Source organism: Deltaproteobacteria bacterium, from assembly GCA_016183235.1.
In the GTDB taxonomy this organism is placed as follows: Bacteria; UBA10199; UBA10199; order DSSB01; family JACPFA01; genus JACPFA01.
This window is the reverse complement of record JACPFA010000010.1, coordinates 34,009-51,997: the sequence shown is the minus strand read 5'-3', so window position 1 is coordinate 51,997 and position 17,989 is coordinate 34,009. Positions and strand designations below refer to the sequence as shown.

The 17,989-nt window shown below is 44.2% G+C and carries 15 protein-coding genes and 2 tRNA genes; 7 read left to right on the top strand and 10 right to left on the bottom strand.

Features of this window, described 5'->3' with window-relative positions:
• The first annotated feature begins 581 nt into the window (after nt 1-581).
• A complete protein-coding gene (locus tag HYU97_01865; protein MBI2335491.1) occupies nt 582-1,574 on the top strand; it encodes a radical SAM protein in 993 nt (330 codons plus the stop codon).
• Between the two features lie 58 nt (nt 1,575-1,632).
• Here the strand turns inward: HYU97_01865 and HYU97_01860 are convergent.
• Both HYU97_01860 and HYU97_01855 read right to left on the bottom strand, forming a co-directional pair.
• A tRNA-Leu gene (locus HYU97_01860) sits at nt 1,633-1,718 on the bottom strand.
• Between the two features lie 305 nt (nt 1,719-2,023).
• On the bottom strand, nt 2,024-2,371 hold the full coding sequence (locus HYU97_01855; GenBank protein ID MBI2335490.1) for a hypothetical protein: 348 nt from the start codon (nt 2,369-2,371) through the stop codon (nt 2,024-2,026).
• Nucleotides 2,372-2,842: 471 nt separating this feature from the next.
• Between HYU97_01855 and HYU97_01850 the strand changes: the two genes are divergently transcribed.
• A tRNA-Thr gene (locus HYU97_01850) sits at nt 2,843-2,915 on the top strand.
• Here the strand turns inward: HYU97_01850 and HYU97_01845 are convergent.
• The gene (locus HYU97_01845; GenBank protein ID MBI2335489.1) at nt 2,889-3,938 is read right to left on the bottom strand and encodes a flippase-like domain-containing protein; all 1,050 of its coding nucleotides are present in this window, start codon (nt 3,936-3,938) and stop codon (nt 2,889-2,891) included. The two genes, HYU97_01850 and HYU97_01845, sit on opposite strands and share 27 nt — an antisense overlap.
• A gap of 71 nt (nt 3,939-4,009) precedes the next feature.
• Here HYU97_01845 and HYU97_01840 point away from each other — a divergent pair, with 71 nt between their 5' ends.
• The 3 genes from HYU97_01840 to HYU97_01830 all read left to right on the top strand — a co-directional run bounded on the left by HYU97_01840 (nt 4,010) and on the right by HYU97_01830 (nt 9,139).
• Nucleotides 4,010-5,017: a radical SAM protein gene (locus HYU97_01840; GenBank protein MBI2335488.1), complete on the top strand. Its 1,008-nt coding sequence runs from the start codon at nt 4,010-4,012 to the stop codon at nt 5,015-5,017.
• A gap of 579 nt (nt 5,018-5,596) precedes the next feature.
• Nucleotides 5,597-7,027 carry an NTP transferase domain-containing protein gene (locus tag HYU97_01835; protein ID MBI2335487.1) on the top strand — a complete coding sequence of 477 codons (1,431 nt, stop codon included), beginning with the start codon at nt 5,597-5,599 and terminating at the stop codon, nt 7,025-7,027.
• A 57-nt stretch (nt 7,028-7,084) separates the two neighbouring features.
• Nucleotides 7,085-9,139: a hypothetical protein gene (locus tag HYU97_01830; GenBank protein ID MBI2335486.1), complete on the top strand. Its 2,055-nt coding sequence runs from the start codon at nt 7,085-7,087 to the stop codon at nt 9,137-9,139.
• A gap of 155 nt (nt 9,140-9,294) precedes the next feature.
• On the opposite strand, the gene HYU97_01825 is transcribed toward HYU97_01830, so the two are convergent.
• Nucleotides 9,295-9,504, bottom strand: a complete 210-nt coding sequence (locus HYU97_01825) for a DNA-directed RNA polymerase subunit omega (GenBank protein MBI2335485.1) — start codon at nt 9,502-9,504, stop codon at nt 9,295-9,297.
• Between the two features lie 272 nt (nt 9,505-9,776).
• Complete coding sequence (locus HYU97_01820) at nt 9,777-10,967, bottom strand: hypothetical protein (protein ID MBI2335484.1); 1,191 nt, start codon at nt 10,965-10,967, stop codon at nt 9,777-9,779.
• A 324-nt stretch (nt 10,968-11,291) separates the two neighbouring features.
• Here HYU97_01820 and HYU97_01815 point away from each other — a divergent pair, with 324 nt between their 5' ends.
• Nucleotides 11,292-13,379 carry a S8 family serine peptidase gene (locus HYU97_01815; protein MBI2335483.1) on the top strand — a complete coding sequence of 696 codons (2,088 nt, stop codon included), beginning with the start codon at nt 11,292-11,294 and terminating at the stop codon, nt 13,377-13,379.
• On the opposite strand, the gene HYU97_01810 is transcribed toward HYU97_01815, so the two are convergent.
• The 3 genes from HYU97_01810 to HYU97_01800 form a co-directional block, all read right to left on the bottom strand.
• Nucleotides 13,355-13,525 carry a hypothetical protein gene (locus HYU97_01810; protein ID MBI2335482.1) on the bottom strand — a complete coding sequence of 57 codons (171 nt, stop codon included), beginning with the start codon at nt 13,523-13,525 and terminating at the stop codon, nt 13,355-13,357. The genes HYU97_01815 and HYU97_01810 overlap by 25 nt on opposite strands.
• 659 nt (nt 13,526-14,184) lie before the next feature.
• Nucleotides 14,185-14,598 (bottom strand): 8-oxo-dGTP diphosphatase MutT, encoded by a 414-nt coding sequence (gene mutT, locus HYU97_01805; GenBank protein ID MBI2335481.1) that lies wholly within the window; start codon nt 14,596-14,598, stop codon nt 14,185-14,187.
• Nucleotides 14,582-15,394 (bottom strand): DMT family transporter, encoded by an 813-nt coding sequence (locus HYU97_01800; protein MBI2335480.1) that lies wholly within the window; start codon nt 15,392-15,394, stop codon nt 14,582-14,584. Before HYU97_01800 ends, mutT begins: the two co-directional genes overlap by 17 nt.
• Before the next feature lie 149 nt (nt 15,395-15,543).
• On the opposite strand from HYU97_01800, the gene HYU97_01795 reads away from it, so the two are divergent.
• A complete protein-coding gene (locus HYU97_01795) occupies nt 15,544-16,797 on the top strand; it encodes a hypothetical protein (protein MBI2335479.1) in 1,254 nt (417 codons plus the stop codon).
• A gap of 116 nt (nt 16,798-16,913) precedes the next feature.
• Here the strand turns inward: HYU97_01795 and HYU97_01790 are convergent, their stop codons facing one another.
• Complete coding sequence (locus HYU97_01790) at nt 16,914-17,513, bottom strand: dephospho-CoA kinase (GenBank protein MBI2335478.1); 600 nt, start codon at nt 17,511-17,513, stop codon at nt 16,914-16,916.
• 9 nt (nt 17,514-17,522) lie between these two features.
• Nucleotides 17,523-17,960, bottom strand: a complete 438-nt coding sequence (locus tag HYU97_01785; GenBank protein ID MBI2335477.1) for a hypothetical protein — start codon at nt 17,958-17,960, stop codon at nt 17,523-17,525.
• Nucleotides 17,961-17,989: the final 29 nt, after the last annotated feature.

Sequence of the window (17,989 nt, the reverse complement as noted above, 5' to 3'; positions counted from 1 at the left end):
AAGAATCTTCCATTTTTTTCTTCAATTCATTTGCAAATCGGGTCACGTCTTTTCGAGGTAGGGAGAGGCCAATGGAGAGCCCGCGCCCGGTCGGCCTACTCGGGCTAAAAAATTTTTTGTTTTTAATTGAATTAGAGTACTCCTCTGTCGTCCTCTAATTCAAAAAAACAATAAAATTTTTTAGCCCTCCGGAGCCTGTCCTGAGGCTTTGCGAAGGATCCGCCCTCCTGCGCTAAAAGGCTCTCCCTTGACCTCTCCCTACCTCGAAAAGACTTTCTCGCAAATATTTGAGATTATATAAAAAGCGAGTGAGGCGACTTTGCAGTTGAGTTAGCTTTTTCGACCCATCGCGGAATCGCCGGGGCCCCCAATGCGAGTTAGCCGTCATGGAAAGCCGAGGCCGCCGAAGGCGGAACGCGGAAGGATTCCGTGACGGCTAACTCCATTAGGGTCGGCGATGGAGCGCCGGGTCGAAAAAGCTAACTCAACTGCAAAGTCGCCTCACTCGCTTTTTAGGTGGCCAATGTTCTGCAATGGGGCTTGGGTTGACTTGAATTGATTGTGCGTGTTAGTTGCGCTTGATGAAATTAAGTTTTCGCAATCGGCTTCGGTTTTCTCCTTTCTTGGCCCAATTGGTGGTCATTCGGCGATGCAATTTAGCTTGTGGTTATTGTAATGAATTTGACGCGAACTCTAGCCCGGTTGATACGGGGCTCTTAAAAGAGCGGCTCGAAAAATTAAAAGCATTGGGGACGTTTGGGATTTGTTTAACGGGTGGTGAGCCGACGTTACATCCTGATTTGCCCGAATTAGTCGCTTATTGTCGCGAACTAAAATTTTTTCGTACGGGGATGATTTCGAATGGATTACTTTTAACGCCTAAATTAATTCAACGTCTCAATGAAGCTGGGTTGCAAGAATTGCAAATTTCCATCGATGGGGTGAAACAAAATGCGACGACTTCTAAGGTGCTAGATAATTTGCGTAAGCGCCTCCGAGAGTTGAAAGAAAATGCAAAATTCAAAATTACAATTTCCGGGGTAGTTGGAGCTTGCCCACCCGAAGAAACTTTTGAAGTTATTCAATATGCAAAAGAACTCAAATTTACCCCTCGGGTTTTATTGGTTCACGATCATGATGGGCAAGTCAAACTAACCCCTGAACAATTGGCCGTTTATTACAATCTTAAAAAAACCTTGCCCAAAACTTGGAAGGATTTTTCTGACTATCGGGATCGTTTGATTAAAGAGGGCACAGCGCCTTTTAAATGTCGTGCTGGCAGTCGGTATCTTTATGTTGATGAATTTGGCAATATCCCGTGGTGCTCTCAAACCAGGGATGGGTGGTCGAAACCATTGTTAGAATATCAATTTGAAGACCTAAAAGAACAATTTTATACTTACAAATCTTGCCAAGACAATTGCACGCTCGGATGCGTGCGTTCTTCATCATCACTGGATCATTGGCGGTATCAAAACCCCCATCATAGAAGACCTCTTGCAGAACCGTCGCGAGCAACCCAAGGACAAGGCGGGTCGGGGCCCCAAAACCGGAGCGTATATGGAAATACGTGAGGATTTTGGGGTGACCCAACGCAGTCATTGGGTTGCGCAGTAGGTTATGCAAGAGGTCTGGTGCCGGAGGTCGGACTCGAACCGACACGGGCAGTGCCCACACGATTTTGAGTCGTGCGCGTCTACCAATTTCGCCACACCGGCTATATACCCCATTCCCAATTCCCTCCCCCTAAGGGGGAGGAGTTAAGAGGAGAGGGTATAACAATTTTTCCTTCCCACTCCACGGATCGCCTAAAAGGGTCATCTACTGCGTTGCCCGGAGCCTGTTCTGAGGGAACCGAAGGATCACACTCCCTGAGGCGTATATCAGTATACGCCTCAGTCGGTCTCCTCGGGCGCCTTGTATATGACCCTTTTAGACGATCCTTCGTTTCCTATACGGATCATCTAAAATGGTCATCTGCAGTAAAACAGATTGGCTAGTTGGTCAAATCATTTTATTTGATTTAGAGGTCCCCTTTAGATTTCGAGTACAGAATATCAACGATCGATATAATCCACAAAATTAAGAGAATGGCTAACAAACTGAGTAAGGTGCTCCCCTGGGCGTCAAATACATTTTTGAATGTTGTGGTGAATTTATTCCAAAAACTGATCTGATGGGCAACCTCACGGGCTTGAATGAAAAATTGTACAGTAAAAGTCACTAACAAAGTTATGAAGGAAAGCAGGGTAAAAAAAATGAGTAAATAGCCTTTGATTTTAAAGCCTAAAGATACCTGGCCACTGCCAGGAAGAACCAAGGCTGAATAGAAAAGTGCCAGTTTAAATTTATTTTTTTTTGTTTCGATCATTCGATTGGCATCGCCCAAAAAATAGGCAATTTGCTATTTGGCTACAATTTTGGGCAACAATTATTTATTCTAGCGAGACTTCCACAGAGTTACCAACAATTTTTCAACAATTGTTGTTAATTGGCAGAATCTTTCATTGACACATAGCCGCACCTAAAAAGTGCGCGGGGGTGTCTCTGTTTGAAAACATTGCGCGATACCCTAACGCATGCGTCTCAGGGCAGGCTCCGGAGGGTTATTGTAATGCTGTCATTGCGAGCCCAACGGGCGTGGCAATCCCATCGCTTAAACAGAAGAGATTGCTTCGCCCTGCTGGGCTCGCAATGACAGAGGATTTCTCTTGGACAAACGGTGCGCGTTTTCAAACAGAGACACCCCCGCGCACTTTTTATATTCTCCAATTTAAATATACTGGAATTTTTTGGTAGTGTTGTCTAAAAGCAGTGCTGGCGTTTTTATCCAACATTTCCCGCCGCTATAGCTCAGCTGGTAGAGCAACTCATTCGTAATGAGTAGGTCAGCGGTTCGATTCCGCTTGGCGGCTTAATTCCTTTTTAAGTTCAAGGCGAGTATTGCGGTCTAAATGGTAGATGTAAATGAAACCAAGGCTGCTCCACACCACCATGCGTAAGCGGCGCAGGATTTGAATTGAAGTGCCGATGGCCGGGTCTTGGTTGAGTAGGTGAAAGAAGCCGGCGTAAGCCCCCTCGAGCGCCCCTACCGAGCTGGGTAGTAAAACAAACACCATATTAATAATGGCTGTGACCGAACCCAATAAATAAGCGGTGTCCCAACTTAGGGGGGTTTTTAAAAAATAGGCGGCTACAAAGATTTCAACCACAACCAAGAGCCTTGCCATAAACTGAAATAAAAAGGCTGTGGCAAAACCCATTCGATGATGAAGATAAAATTGGCTGATGAGTTGATCAATCTCTTTGGCCTTTTGCAGAGTCTGTGCAGACCAGTGTTTTTTAATTTTTAGCTGTGTTAACGTGTCGATCAAAAATTCAAAAACCCCTTCATGTTGCCTACGATACCAATAAAGGGTCATGATCAACATAAAGGCGAGTGCAAGTATAAAGCCAAATTCCAAACTAGGTGGAAAGTTAAACTTTAGGAACGCGATGACCATTCCAATGATCATAAAAACAACCAGCGCCATGGTATGAAGGGTTCGGTCAATCACAACGCTTGCAGTGCCTTGGGGAATAGAGATCCACTTTTTTAAAAGATAAATGCGTACCGGGTCGCCTCCGCCCCAACCCAATGGATTGATATTATTAACCGCTTCTCCCACAACCTTGACCATCCAGAGGTGAAAGAAGGGGACAGTAGGGCGATTATTTTTCAAAAATTGAAGCCATGCCCAACTTAAGAAAAAGAAACTAAGAAATGAGGGAAGTAGAAAAGGGAAAAAATTCCAACCTAAGGTCTTAAGGTAGCCCCAAATATCTTGAACCCCCAATCGATAAATGAGCCAACCCGTAAAGACCACGCCTAAGCCTAATAAAATATAGCTTATCCAAAGGGAATGCCGTAAAAATTTAAAGCGGGATAAAAGCGACATGGTCAATAATTGCCCTCTCCCTTAACAATAATGGCTTGCTTTGTATACCCTTTTGGCATTATTAGCCCCAGATGGCTCTTCAAGAAGCGATTCGTTTATTCGACTCAAAACCCATTGTGGCACATTTGTATGTCACCGATCAGTGTAACTTAGACTGCCATTATTGTAACGAATATGACAATTCTTCTCCCCATCCGGAGCTTAGTGATTTAAAAAAATATCTTCAAAAAATTCGAGAATTGGGTGTGTTAAGAATAGGCCTGCAGGGTGGCGAACCTCTGTTGTATCCTCACATTATGGAAGTCATTCGTTATGCCAAGGGTTTAGGTTTTACTAAAATTAGCATGTCGACCAATGGTTTTATGCTAACTGAAAAGGTGGTTCGAGAATTAGAAGTAGCCGGTCTTGATGTTTTGCAAATTTCAGTCGATCGCATGACGCCTTTACCCAGCACGCGTAAATCTTTTAAATCCATAGCCCCTAAGTTGGAACTTTTCAAAAATTCTAATCTCAAGGTTCATATTTCAGGGGTGCTTTTTGAAAATACTTTAGAAGAGATGGAGCAGGTTTTAGATTATAGTTTGCAAAAAGGTTTTGCCGCCCATGCTCGAGTGGTTCACGAAGATTTGGTTAAAGGTAAAGGGGTTCAAGTTGAATCTCAAAAGCCCATGCAAGATTTTCTTGAGTTACAAGAACAACGTAAGAAAAGGGGAGAAAAAATCCATTCTTCTTGGAATCTGATCGACTATGAAAAAAAGATGTTAAAGGGAGAAGAAGTTGATTGGACCTGCGTGGCGGGCTACAAATATTTCTTTGTTTCAAGTAAGGGCGAGTTTTGGCTTTGTAGTCAGGTGAGAACGAAAAAAAGCATCATGGATATTACGCCCGAAGAGTTGAAAACTTATTATCACAAAAAAGATTGTCAAAAGGGCTGCGGCGTTTATTGCATTGTAGCTACATCGTTACTGATTAATCACCGAGCTTCATTCTTAGCCCGCGAGTTAAAGGGCAATCTACAGTCTGCCTGGAACCGAGCCTTTAACCCATCTTTGGGCAACCCCGAAAAAGCCCCCAGCTAAAGTCCATTTCGTTTGTAAATTGTTACACCTAAAAAGTTTTACTGAAGTTGGCTTAAGGCTTCCAGGGGTCCGTGTCGTCCGGCGGTTACGGCCGCCGGACGCACTCAAAGTCTCAGCTTTCACGGCTATATAGCCATAGAGGTGAAAGCTTCCGACAAACCCCTTCCAGCCTTAATCCAACTTCAGTAAAACTTTTTATATCTCTCAAATATTTGAGATTATATAAAAAGTGAGGGCTGCGATTTTGCAGTTGAGTTAGCTTTTTCGACCCATCGCGGAATCGCCGGGGCCCCCAATGCGAGTTAGCCGTCATGGAAAGCCGAGGCTCGCCCTTGGGGCGAGAACGCGGAAGGATTCCGTGACGGCTAACTCCATTAGGGTCGGCGATGGAGCGCCGGGTCGAAAAAGCTAACTCAACTGCAAAATCGCAGCCCTCACTTTTTAGGTGCAGTAATTTGCAGATGAATTGCGAGGTTCTTTAAAAGTTAAAATAGGGATTGACCTTTGGGGGTGGCTTTGTTTAAATTACACACGATATTTATCCTAACTAGTTAGAATTATTGAAGAAAGATTGAAGGGATGATTAAGCAAGCTGTTATTCTTGCGGCTGGCAATGGTAGCCGTATTCAAAGGTCTAGAAATGACGTGCCCAAGCCCCTTCGCAGGGTTTGTGGTCTTACTCTCATTAAGCGAACTATTTTGAATGCTAAACGCGGTGGGATTACTGATTTCATCGTGGTGGTAGGTTACAAGGGCGAGCAAATTATTCATTCCTTAAGCGAAGATCGCTCGTTGGGAGTGAACCTTCGCTTTGTTCATAATGCGGATTATCATAAGTCTAATGGGGTTTCTCTTTTGGCCGCACAACCTTATGCCGATGAGCAATTTCTTCTCTTAATGGCCGACCATGTCTTTGACCGGCTTGCCATCGAAAAAATATTAAACACCCCCTTTCATGAAAATAAAGTTTTGTTGGGGGTTGACCGAAATTTAACCTCCATTTTTGATGCCGAAGATGCCACCAAGGTGAAAACCAGTGGCAACAAGATTCAAGAAATTAGCAAGCAGCTCACCGGTTATGATGCCTTTGATACAGGGATCTTTATCTGCAATGCTTCTTTATTTGCCGTTCTTGAAAAAATTTACCGTGAAGAAGGAGATGCTTCTTTGAGCCGAGGTGTTCTGTCTCTGGCTAATGTAGGCCAAGCAGGCGTTTGTGATATTTCGGAATATTTTTGGCAAGATGTTGATACGCCTGAGGCCCTCCGTCATGCAGAAAAATTTCTTTTCAAAAGTCTTCGTAAACCCACCGATGGTTGGATTTCTCGAAATATCAATCGTCCTATTTCTTTAAGCATCACGCACTGGTTAGTGCGGACTAACTTATCGGCCAACCATGTGACAGGTTTTGTAACCTTAATCGGGATTCTTTCAGGTTTTTTTGTGGCCATGGGAAATTATCGAGATGTAGTGATTGGAGGCCTTTTATTCAACCTAACTTCTATCTTAGATGGTTGTGATGGGGAAATGGCCAAACTAAAGCTTTCGAACTCCAAGCGGGGGGAGTGGTTAGATACCTTGAGCGATAATATTACTTATTTGGCTTTTTTTGCCGGGGTAGCCATGGGTGCCTATCGCCAAACCGAGTCGCCCCAGATCATTTTTGAATCCGTATTCATGTTTATGGGAATCTTGATTACCTTGAGCATCATGTTTACTTACCTTATTCGATATACAAACTCGGGTTCGCTGGTGACCATCCAAAAAGATTTAAGTGAAGAAGAAAAAAAAGATGAAGTCAAAGACATTTGGTATTGGTTAGCCAAGATTAAATTTGTGATAAAAAGAGATTTCTTTGCCATGTTTTTTATGACACTCGCCCTTTTCAATCAGCTTGCCTTAATTATTCATTTAACAATGATTGCAGCTAATCTTAGTTGGATGGTAATACTAGCCTATAAAAAAGAAATGTTTAAAGTTCAACTAACCAAGGCCAACGCTATTCAGTAGCAACTTTTCCATATCTTATTCGAGACGGGGTTGTTTATTTTATTTTAGGGGTAGCCTTTGGTCGTCCGCTATCTAGAACTCAATAATCTATCAAATACTTGCCCTGCGGTTGAGCTTTCAACCTTTAAGGAATGGGCCTTTCGTTTAGATCAGGGCTTAGGTAACGCTGATGGGGTTTTGCAACAGGCAGAGCTTATTCACTTCATTGATTATTATCTCAAAGTTCCGGGGTTTCAGCATTCAACTTATTGGCAATGGGTAGCCGCTCAATTTTATCAGTGGGGAAAACCAAACGGAGCCTTAACCCCACAAGATGGTGCTGATTTAGTCGGTCGTTGTTTTCAAAGCGAGGTTGATGTAGCAAAAGTTGATTTTTCAAAGGTGCCATTACGTTTTGACCCCGAGCGAACCACTCTTGAACCTAAATTAATTGATGAAGTGTGGCAAAAAACGGGGAGGCTCATGCAGGTTCAAGAATGGGCAAGCCTTTTCCCCAATGCGAAGCTTCGAGGGGTCGGAGAAACGCTTAGTGCTTTAGCCCAGCACCCTGAAGCCTATGTGCGTGAAGCCTTTGTGTCGCGCAATGGTGATTTAGATATTACTCATTTGTCTTTGGGTTTGTTAAATCAGTGGGTGCCTGAATTTATTTTGCGCCAAGACGATGACTTTCCAACCTCTTTCCAATTTTTTTCAGCCCATTCCCAATTAAAAATTCCCGTTGGGAATATCCCGGCCAAGTTTCAAGATCTTCTAGTGAATTTGATTGATCCTGCATATAAGCCGGGTTCGAAATTTATCCAAATAAATTTATCCGATTCCAACTTGTTAAAAAATCTTTTGTCTCACCCCCAATTGCAAGGGCTCTTTTATCCTTTTGTTCGTAAGTTTAACGATGCAAGCATAACGCAAGAAGAAAAACAACGGTTGGCAATTGTGATGGCGCTTGATTTCCCAGGGGCAGAGTTAGTTTTCGATGATAAAATTATTAATGACACGGAGTGGATCAAAAAACATGCCCAATCTTATCTGCACGGGTCGGTGCGTGTGCATCCCCTACATTTGGAAGACAGAATTTTTATTTATACCCCGCTTTATGTGCGCAGCCTTCCTCCCCAGGGTAAATACGGCGAGGAAGTGACGCGTAGGCCAGCGCGGGGTTATTCTCATCAAGCCGATTCAGAAAGTGCTTATTTGATCTTAGATCAAAAGGGTGAGTTGCAGCATGTTTTTGGTGATACTCACTATTATCTTTTTAAAGCCGACCAGACCGATGTTTATCAATGTAATAAAAACAAACGCGTGACCTTCTCGGTTTCTTATTTAGCCCATGGCAATCAATTGGCCCAAGAAAAGACCGCATTAATTGACGCCAAAACCGGTAGTTTACGGGGCGGCACCTTGAATTTTTTGCAAGACGTGTTTCCGGGATGGGAAGAAGTTGAGTCGGGAAAGTCTGTTTTATTAAAACCGCAGGTTCTTCCCGATGTGGTGGGTTTAACCCAGATTAATGTTCAGATTGGCAAGACCATTGGGATGACTAATTTTGGTTTTAATGATGGGATTCGATTTCGTCGTTTAAGAACGGATTTTTGGGAATACAATACTCAAGCTCTCTATGATTTTCTTCAGCGAGAAATCACAGGTCTGCTCGATCGTGATTTGCAAGTGGGATTGGGCTATGGTTATAGTCTAGCCGGCATTCATCAGCTCGAGTTGTTTTTACAATTGGCAAATCCCAAAAGAGAAGGCTTGATGTTTAATGGTGGGATAGGGGTCACTTTAGGGCTACGTTACGACGCGGTACCCGTTGAATGGGCAATGTCTTGGGAGGCCACTTTAGCTTATGGAGTTGGGGCTTATATTCCTGAGGTTGGAGTAGGCTTAGAAGTGCCAGTGCTATTTTTTGGCAATGAGCAAGACCCTTGGGGTTTAGGCATGGGAATTTCTTTGCTGCTTTACCCAGTCTCTTTTCAAGTAAGAGATCTTTCTTTGCACAGCGGTGGAAAAGTGCGGGTTAATACCCCCAACTTTTTAGACACCAGTAACTATGGCGCGCAGGGCAAAGGGCTTGTTGAATTCATCCCAGAGTTACAATTGCATTATAGTTTTTAGGGAACCTCTAATAACTTGGATTTGGGGGGACCTCTAAAAAGGGCCCAGATGCAAGGCGCCCGCAAAGACGCGACCGGAGCGTATATGGAAATACGTGAGGATCGCGGCTTTGCGGGCGCCTTGCATCTGGGCCCTTTTTAGAGGTCCCCTTTAGATTATTCCCGAACGTCGGGTAAAGTTTCTTTTACCACCCGAACTCGATTACCAGCTATTTCACGGAGCGAGGTAACAACATTTTTGTTTTTGCTATCCACTAAACGATGGGCACCTTTATCGAGTTGCTTAACCCTCCGAATCGCTAAATGACAGAGGGCAAACCGATTTTCAACATTTCTTAAACAATCCTCAACAGTCACACGAGCCATAGATAACCTCTCTTAGTAGGAGGCAGTCGGCTAACATGTTTATCAGCCTCCGTCTAGTAGTAGTTGGTCGGTTTTGTCAGAGACCCCCCTCACTGACAAAGCCATCGCGGAAGCGGCGGGCCCTTCATGCGGGCCAGAGGGCATGGAAAGCCGCGGCCCGCCTCTGGGCGGGAACGCGGAAGGCTTCCATGCCCTCTGGCCCCATGAAGGTCGCCGCTGGAGCGCCGGCTTTGTCAGTGAGGGGGGTCTCTGACAAAACCGACTATTTGTATTTAACCACGCATGGATCTAATGACAGACATGGTGGTTTGGTGTTCTGCCGAGGTAAAGTTGCTGGCAAATTCAACGGCTTGATTTTTATTTTGCACCACTTCTTTCATGAACGATTGCAACATACTGATGTCATCGTTAACCGTTCCCACTTCTTGATTGAGGGCTTGGAGTTGTTTAGTACCTTCTTCTCCATTGGGTGCATTTTGAATCTTAGTGATAAGTTCTTTCTTTTGGGCCTGCAGCGATTGTAGTTTGCCAACCAGAGTTTTTGTGAGTTGATTGGCCGTTTTAGTTTCGAGATGGGCGTAGATCATCATGGCCATGGTGACATTGCCACTGGCTAGTGCCGTCATCATCAGTTGAAAAAGCCGATCTTGCTCGCGTTCTTGGTCGAGCAATTTCACCACCTCTGCCTTGCCAAACAAACCATTGGGCACTTCGTAATAATTGGGCGAATACTTGAGTGCGCCTGCGCCATTTTTATCGGTGCTGGTTTTGGCAAGCTTGTCAGCGTCAAAGGTTTCGCCCAACAGGCCGCCCGGCATCTGGCCATCGCTTGCCACACCATTGGCGCCCGATTGAACCCTGACCTCTAGTTCGCCGTCTGCGCCTTCTTTCACGATTTTTTGTGTAATCGTGTAACCTTCATGAGGGCTGTGGATCGTGACGGTCTTCCCATCCGGAGAAACTTCGAGACTAGAACCATCCGGCAGCATCACATGGCTACCCGGGGGTACGGCCACTCCATTGATCATCACTTGCCCCGTGGGCCTGCTACTTACTGTGATAAAACTTTGTTGGTTGCCGCTGCCTAAGGTTAAGCCGGTTTCACCTACCACGGTGGCGCCATTGCTGCCCACGGCTTCGAACTTACCATTCAAGTTGATACCTGAATCATTAAAAATATTGTAAGTTTTGCCAGCCTCTCCCATGAAGTCAAATTTATCACCATCCCCACCTTCAGCGTGTGGGTCCCCCCACAGCCGTGCGGTTTCATTGGCAGCTACAGGTGGCTGCGCGTAGGTCTGCCCCTGGGTTAGGAGATAATAGGCCTGTTGAATTTGAGATGGGTCTTGCATGGCTGGTGCAGAACAATGGGTATGCGGTGAGTTAGCTGCTACCCGCCACTGGGTATAATAGACCAAATTGTTGTAAGTTGTTGCATTGGGAACTTGAGCTGCATTGGACATAAAAACCTCCTGGTATAAGTTTGATGACAACCAAGAGATTGCAGGACTCGTGCCTAACTTTATCTTATTGAAATAATTTATATTTTTAAGATTTTTAAGAAATTGAATGATTGAAAATCGGTCGATGAGTACGAAAATTGAACTCTTTTGGGCCGTGGCCAAAGAGCAATTTTGGTTTCTACCAACATGATGGAGCCTAGGTAAAAAATCACCCAGCCTGGAAAAAATGTCACTTAAAACCCCAATCAAATCATACGATTAAAATTACAAAAGATGGTACATAATTTGCTCTATTTCCAATAGATGGGCACTTATGGGGGGAATATGCGTGTGCTTAGGGAAGTACTAGCTGTCTTGCTGCTATTGGTATTTTGTTTTCCTTCCAGCGTGTGGGGACGGACCTGTGAAACTAAAAATGAAGAATATTTTTGTAATGAAATACTCGTGCGTTTTGCCCCCAAAGCAACCAACGACATGATTGATCAAGCCATTGAAGACCATTCCTTGTATCCCGTGAACTCAAGTGTAGATGGTAAAACCCTTCTCATGGAAGATTATTCAGGAGAGAAGATAGAAGATACTTTGAAAAATTTGGAGGAAGCGCCCGGGGTATTAACCGCTGAACCCAATTATGTCATTCGCCTTGAAAGAACACCTAACGATCCTTATTACAGCTATCTTTGGGGGATTAATAATACGGGCCAGTTTAGCGGCGTTTCAGGGAATGATATTTTGGCCGAGGAAGCTTGGGAAGTTAGCACCGGTAGTGATGATGTTATTGTGGCCGTCATTGATACGGGTGTTGACTATACTCATCCTGACTTGGCTGCCAACATGTGGACAAATTCGGGTGAAATTCCCGACAATGATTTGGATGATGATGGCAACGGTTATATCGATGATTATTATGGGTATGACTTTTGGAATTATGATGGTGACCCTTATGACGATCATGGCCATGGCACCCACGTGTCGGGAACCATTGCAGCAGTTGGAAATAACGGCATTGGGGTAGTGGGCGTGGCGTGGAAAACCAAAATCATGGCTTTGAAATTTTTATCAGCAGGTGGTTATGGCAGCTACTATGATGCCGTGCTTGCCCTTGATTACGCCCGAAACAAAGGGGCTAAAATTACCAGTAACAGTTGGGGGGGCTATGGTTATTCTTCGAGTCTGGCTTGGGCTATTTCTAGAGCGGATAGTGGTGGCATGCTGGTTATAGCAGCATCTGGGAATGATGCTTATAATACCGATTATTATCCCCATTATCCTTCTTCTTATTCTTACAATAATGTTATTTCTGTTGCGGCGATTAGTTATGATGAATCGATAGCCTATTTTTCGAATTATGGATATTACTCTGTGGATGTGGGTGCGCCCGGGGTTTGGATTTATAGTACTTATCCAAGCAGTCGCTATGCGTATATGAGTGGGACATCGATGGCCACCCCGCATGTGTCGGGTGTTGCAGCGATGCTGTGGGCGATTTATCCGGGGAAAACTCATCGCGAAATTAAAGATTTGATTTTAAATGGGGGGCGAGAGCTTAGTTCCTTAACCAATAAAACCGTGAGCGGCAAGACCCTTAGCTTATGGGGTTCTATTTTGGAGGGGGACCCTAGTTTATCGAACCACGCGCCTGTGGCCAGTGCGGGGAGTGATAGGACGGTCGCAGTAGGCGCGACGGTACAGGTGAACGGTTCAGCAACCGATGACGATGGGGATACGGTTACTTTTTCTTGGACTTTGGCTGACCCCAATGGCGATACCACCCAAGTGAGTAGCCGCAGTAGTTCCAACAGCTTTAGTTTTGTGCCCACCACCGCAGGAGTTTATACGGCAGGGCTTACGGTGCACGATGCTTATACCAGCAGTTCGGTTGACTACGTAAGGATTGAAGCCAAAGTTCCAGGTACCACATTGCCACCTACCGTTTCGTTCAAGCATACAACAGAACAAGGCAATGATTTCGATTCTCAAAATGGCAGGCCTAAAGTTCCCCTCAAACAAAAAATCAAGCTAGATGCCTCTAATTCAACCTCTTTTAGCACCACGGTGGATTTAGCTTATGAATGGAGTTTAGTAAGCAAGCCCGAAGGTAGTGCGGCAAGTATTGAGAGTGCTGATCAAGCCATTGCCTACTTGGAACCAGATACTAATGGGGACTATGTGGTTAGACTAACCATTACCGATGACATTAGCACATCAGAGGCAGAGGTCAATTTCTTGGCCTCTGAAGAAACAGAAAGCCCTGATGACCCCAGTGATCCGGGTGCCATCGATATTAATTTTAGTCTTGGCTGCCAACTCAATAGCCATGCTAACGCCCCATGGGGGGCAAGTGCATGGCTATTGGGATTTCTAACCTTGGTTTTCTTACGGAAGTTTCAACACCGCTCCATTAATTCATAGTATTTTTGGATCCAACGAATCTGGTGATTTAAGCCTAAATGCAGGTTTTCTTCAAAATCCAGTAATAATTTTTTTCGTTTTTCCTGGATCTTTTTTTCTAAAATTTCAGTTTCTTGTTTCCGATCTTGCGAAGCAAGCACATTCATAAAAACCTCCTGCCATCTTTCCAGTGCACAATTGATGCCATCATATCATTCTGAACCCAGCAGGCCCACTGTCATTGCGAGCTGCTTCTGTCATCCCCCGGCTTGACCGGGGGACCCATGATACCGAGCGTGGCAATCTTCCTTTTTATTCTGCAAATAAAGTCACGTCTTTTCGGGGTGGGTAGAGGTAATTTGAGAGCCCGCGCCCAGTCGGCCTACTCGGGCTAAAAAATTCTTTGTTTTTTGTGAGTTGGAGTACTCCTCTGTCGTCCTCCAACTCACAAAAACAATAGAATTTTTATAGCCCTCCTACGGCCTCCTTCCTGCGCTACAGGCTCTCAAATTACCTCTACCCACCCCGAAAAGACTTTCTGTAAATATTTGAAGAGATGTGAAAAGTTTTAGTGAAGTCGGCTGAGGCTGGAAGGGGTTTGTCCCTGTCGCTTTGCTCAGGGTAAACTCCAGCTTTCACCTCTATGGCTATATAGTCGTGAAAGCCGAGACTTTGAGTGCGCCCAGGGGCCGTAACCCCTGGGCGACACGGACCCCTGGAAGCCTCTGCCGACTTCACTAAAACTTTTTAGATGCGGCAATTTATTAAGAGCAGTTCGATAACAAGACATTGCGTCCATAAAATAGACGGTTTGTGGAACGGGGTTTCACAAAAGTTGGTTTTTATGCACGTGAAACAACTGGTCTAAAGTGGATTGGTTGGCGGGGGCTAGGTTGAGGGTTTTTAACTGGGCGAGGGTGGCCCATAAAACTTGTTCGACTTCTAAGTTTTGAGCTTCTCCTGATAAATAGGAGCATTCGAAAAAGAAAAGGTTTACCTTTTTTTCCGGGTATTCAAACTCGGTTTGAGAAAAGAGTTTTTTGATTTTGATTTCAATGCCGATTTCTTCTTTCACTTCTCGTTTAACACATGCTTCTAAGCTTTCACCAGGCAACGGTTTTCCACCCGGGAATTCCCAATCCCCCCCCAAATGTTGGTGACTTTTGCGCAAGCTCACCAACACCTTTTTGTTTTTCCAAATAATGGCTGCGGCAACGGTAACTTCAGGTAAGGGGGACAAGGTCTTTTTTCTCCATACGGGTTTTAATGATCACTAAAATTAAACAGCTAGCCATGGTTAAGATGAGACCGCCAAAAGATAATAAATCAGGCACTTCTTTAAAAAATAAAATACCTAAGACCAAGCTAAAGGGAACTTGTAGGTAGGTAAAAGGGGTAACCCAGCTAGCTTCAGAATATTTATAGGCATGAGTGAGGGTTAATTGCCCAAGCGTGCCACTGATTCCGATGCCCAGTAAACTCAAAGTCGATTTTAAGTCTGGGGTTTCCCAGTGCCAAAGCAGAAAAGGTAGTGCGGCTAAGGCGGAAACTAATGAAAAATAAAGTGAGATGATCGGAGTTTCTTCGCTGGAGTGAAGCTGCCTAATGCTAAGATAGGCGCAAGCGGCTAAGAACGCCCCAAAAATGGCAGAAAGTGAACCCCAATTAACAAAATTATTTTGGGGTTTTAGAATCAAGATAATTCCAAAAACGGCGATTAAAATAAAAATTAATAAAGAGGGGAAAAAGCGTTCTTTAAAAATAATGAGCGATAACAGAATCACAAAAATGGGCGTGGTTTGCCTTAACACGGATTCATTGACCAAACTGATTTTGCTTAAGGCAAAGAAATTAAAAATCAATGCCGTAAAACCAAAAAGGCCTCTCATGACCAACAAACGTTGATTATTGCCTCGTAGTGGTAGTTTAAAATGCAAGCAAAGGGGGATCAAAAATAAAGTTGAAAGCAGCCCGCGAAAAAAGATGATTTCAAAGAGGGGAATGCTGCGAGAAGTGGCTTTGACCAAAGCTGCCATGATGCAAAAGAAAAAGGCGCACAGACTCATATAAATGGAACTTTTAAGGTGGAAATTGGGGGAAGCCATAGTGCGGCCAAAGACTCAATGTGTTAATCGCTGTCCATTAATGCTTGTTTAAATCTAAAATACCACTATAAAATGGGTTTATGAAGAAGGGTTTTATTTATGGTCTCATGGGTTTTGGGTTGTTGAGTGTGTTTTTATATTCAAAAGGTGTTCAGGCGCAAAGCTTTCTTCCCACTAGTGATATGTATCAACCCTTGGAATTATCGAGTGATTCCAGCCATGCAGAGCACAAGGCAGCGAATTTAAATTGGAACCTTCGCTTGCCGCTAGGGGCTAAGTTGGTTCAAATTTCCAACAACCTGGAGTTGGCTCATCAGAGTGATGGGGTTTATTCGATTTTGGCCAAATCTTTTGCCGAACATCCAACAATTTTAATTGCGGGCAAACTAGGTGGAAAGCTTCGATTAGATTTAAAATCAATTCCCAAAGAAAAAATTTTTGAAATTCCTGAACAGGTTGTAACTAACCATGAATCAAACCCTTTACCCAACCAGTTGTCATCCTTACCTAAAATTTGCCCGCAAGTAACCATGCAGAATGGTGAAGTTGTTTATCAGGCCTCAGGCTATAACATGAGCAAAGGGCTTGAATCGCTCGTTCTACAAAAAATTGAGCTTGAATTTGATTATGAAGATAAGTCGATTGCAGTCGCGGGTGACCCTAGCGATGGCAAGGTTGTTTATGAAGAAGAGGGGGGTTTTTATTCTAATCTTCATTATTATGTTTTTCCCTACAACGAGCATTGGCAGAAACTAACCGATCAATTGCAACCTTTGTTAATGCACAAGCGGAAAATAGAACGTCAGTTACAAACCATGGATCGGCATTCTTTGGCTTATCGTGATTTGCGAAAAGAATTAGCGGTATTATTAGCTAAGGCTTATGGGCAGGGAGAACAATGGGGGCCCTATCAACAGCTCTTTCATAACCTCGACCCTTATTTTCCCCAAGGCGATCCTGCTTTAAAGGTTGCCACCCGAGATCTCTCCCATGGTTTTTTGCCAGGGGCCTTTCAAAGTTCAGCTAAGTGGGGTTATTCCCTTTGTGAATGGGGCGATACCAACTATCACAGCCCTCACCAGGCTGTGACTTATCAAGGGTTTCGCCTTTGGCAATGGAACCAAGAAGAAAAACTGATGTTGGTGGTGGTGGAAGGTGATGACCAATTAGGGGGTGCAGGTCACCATAAATTGGTGAAACAAGGTTTGCTGCGACCCGGCGACTATACCGACGACATCGTTGGGATTTTTGTTCTCGATCGTCATGAGCTAAGCTTGCCTAAGACTTATACCAACCTCTTTGGTGATTTTAAAATTACCCTAAGGAACCTCTAAAAACGACCCATCTGCCGCGTTGCCCGCAAAGCCGCGATCCTCACGTATTTCCATATACGCTCCGGTCGCGTCTTTGCGGGCGCCTTGCATCTGGGCCCTTTTTAGAGGTTCCTTTGCTAATCTTCACCTTTAAGAGTTTTGACTAATTGTGCCACGGTAAGTTTGGTTTGTTTAAAACTTCCTGAATTATCAATTAAATAATTGGCAAACGTAAGTTTCTTTTTCAGGGGCCATTGAGCTTTCATATATTGGCGGGCCTCACGGCTTTTCAACTGGCTGCGATTCATCAAACGAGTCATTTGAGTTTTGGGGTCAACGTGCACCAAAATAAGACCATCAAAAAATTGATGATAACCACTTTCTAGCATAAGGGCTGCCTCTACCACCGCAAAAGGGCGCGGGGTTTGGGATAGTTTTTTAAGACGTTGGTTAATAGTTTGCATGACCAAGGGATGGGTGACCGACTCAAGCCAGCGGCGTTTTTGAGGGGAATGAAAAACAATCCCCGCTAATTTTTTGCGATTGATTTGGCGATTGCGATTTAAAATCACCGGGCCAAATTTTTCAACCAGGGTGGTATAAAGTTTAGCCCCTTTGCGATAAAGTTGATGCACCACACCATCGGCATCGATCACCGGAATACCAAAAGACTTAAAATAGCGAGCCACCGTGCTTTTGCCGGAAGCGATGTTTCCCGTCAGCGCATAAACTTTCATAGTACCTTTTCAAGGAGTTGCTATTTTCTTTAGTGACAAAATAAAATTAGCCAAGGGTAACACCGCTTGCTCTTTTTTTACTAAGATCTCTGCCAAAAGGCTTTGCTCGCGGGTTTCTTCAGGGGCTAAAAAAAGTCTTTCGGCCAAACGATAAATTTCTTGGTATTCGGGGGTAAGGGTTTGGTGAAGCAATTGAATGGCAGGATTATCTAATTCTTGGAGTTTCATAGTGCAGTCAAGCGAGAGGGCAAATTCTTCTTGCCCCCATTCTTGGTTGTACTGGTTTAAGGCCTCAACCATGAGGGCATAAACCTCTCGGTTAGGGCCCACGAGGGCTAGCGCTTGTTGGAATTCTTTGACGGCTTGACGATATTTCTTTTTCTTTAAATAAGCGCGACCGTTTTTAATTAATTTAACCGCTTGTTTTTCGGGGCTTGGTTTAAACATAATTTGTTAATTATCATGTTTAGCCGTAG

Excerpts from the sequence above, each read along its gene's own strand:
- HYU97_01795 (MBI2335479.1), top strand. The coding sequence starts at position 15,544 with ATGAAGAAGGGTTTTATTTATGGTCTCATGGGTTTTGGGTTGTTGAGT.
- HYU97_01820 (MBI2335484.1), bottom strand. The coding sequence starts at position 10,967 with ATGTCCAATGCAGCTCAAGTTCCCAATGCAACAACTTACAACAATTTG.
- HYU97_01800 (MBI2335480.1), bottom strand. The coding sequence starts at position 15,394 with ATGGCAGCTTTGGTCAAAGCCACTTCTCGCAGCATTCCCCTCTTTGAA.
- HYU97_01855 (MBI2335490.1), bottom strand. The coding sequence starts at position 2,371 with ATGATCGAAACAAAAAAAAATAAATTTAAACTGGCACTTTTCTATTCA.
- HYU97_01810 (MBI2335482.1), bottom strand. The coding sequence starts at position 13,525 with ATGAATGTGCTTGCTTCGCAAGATCGGAAACAAGAAACTGAAATTTTA.
- HYU97_01845 (MBI2335489.1), bottom strand. The coding sequence starts at position 3,938 with ATGTCGCTTTTATCCCGCTTTAAATTTTTACGGCATTCCCTTTGGATA.
- HYU97_01825 (MBI2335485.1), bottom strand. The coding sequence starts at position 9,504 with ATGGCTCGTGTGACTGTTGAGGATTGTTTAAGAAATGTTGAAAATCGG.
- HYU97_01785 (MBI2335477.1), bottom strand. The coding sequence starts at position 17,960 with ATGTTTAAACCAAGCCCCGAAAAACAAGCGGTTAAATTAATTAAAAAC.
- HYU97_01835 (MBI2335487.1), top strand. The coding sequence starts at position 5,597 with ATGATTAAGCAAGCTGTTATTCTTGCGGCTGGCAATGGTAGCCGTATT.
- HYU97_01865 (MBI2335491.1), top strand. The coding sequence starts at position 582 with ATGAAATTAAGTTTTCGCAATCGGCTTCGGTTTTCTCCTTTCTTGGCC.
- HYU97_01815 (MBI2335483.1), top strand. The coding sequence starts at position 11,292 with ATGCGTGTGCTTAGGGAAGTACTAGCTGTCTTGCTGCTATTGGTATTT.
- HYU97_01790 (MBI2335478.1), bottom strand. The coding sequence starts at position 17,513 with ATGAAAGTTTATGCGCTGACGGGAAACATCGCTTCCGGCAAAAGCACG.
- HYU97_01840 (MBI2335488.1), top strand. The coding sequence starts at position 4,010 with ATGGCTCTTCAAGAAGCGATTCGTTTATTCGACTCAAAACCCATTGTG.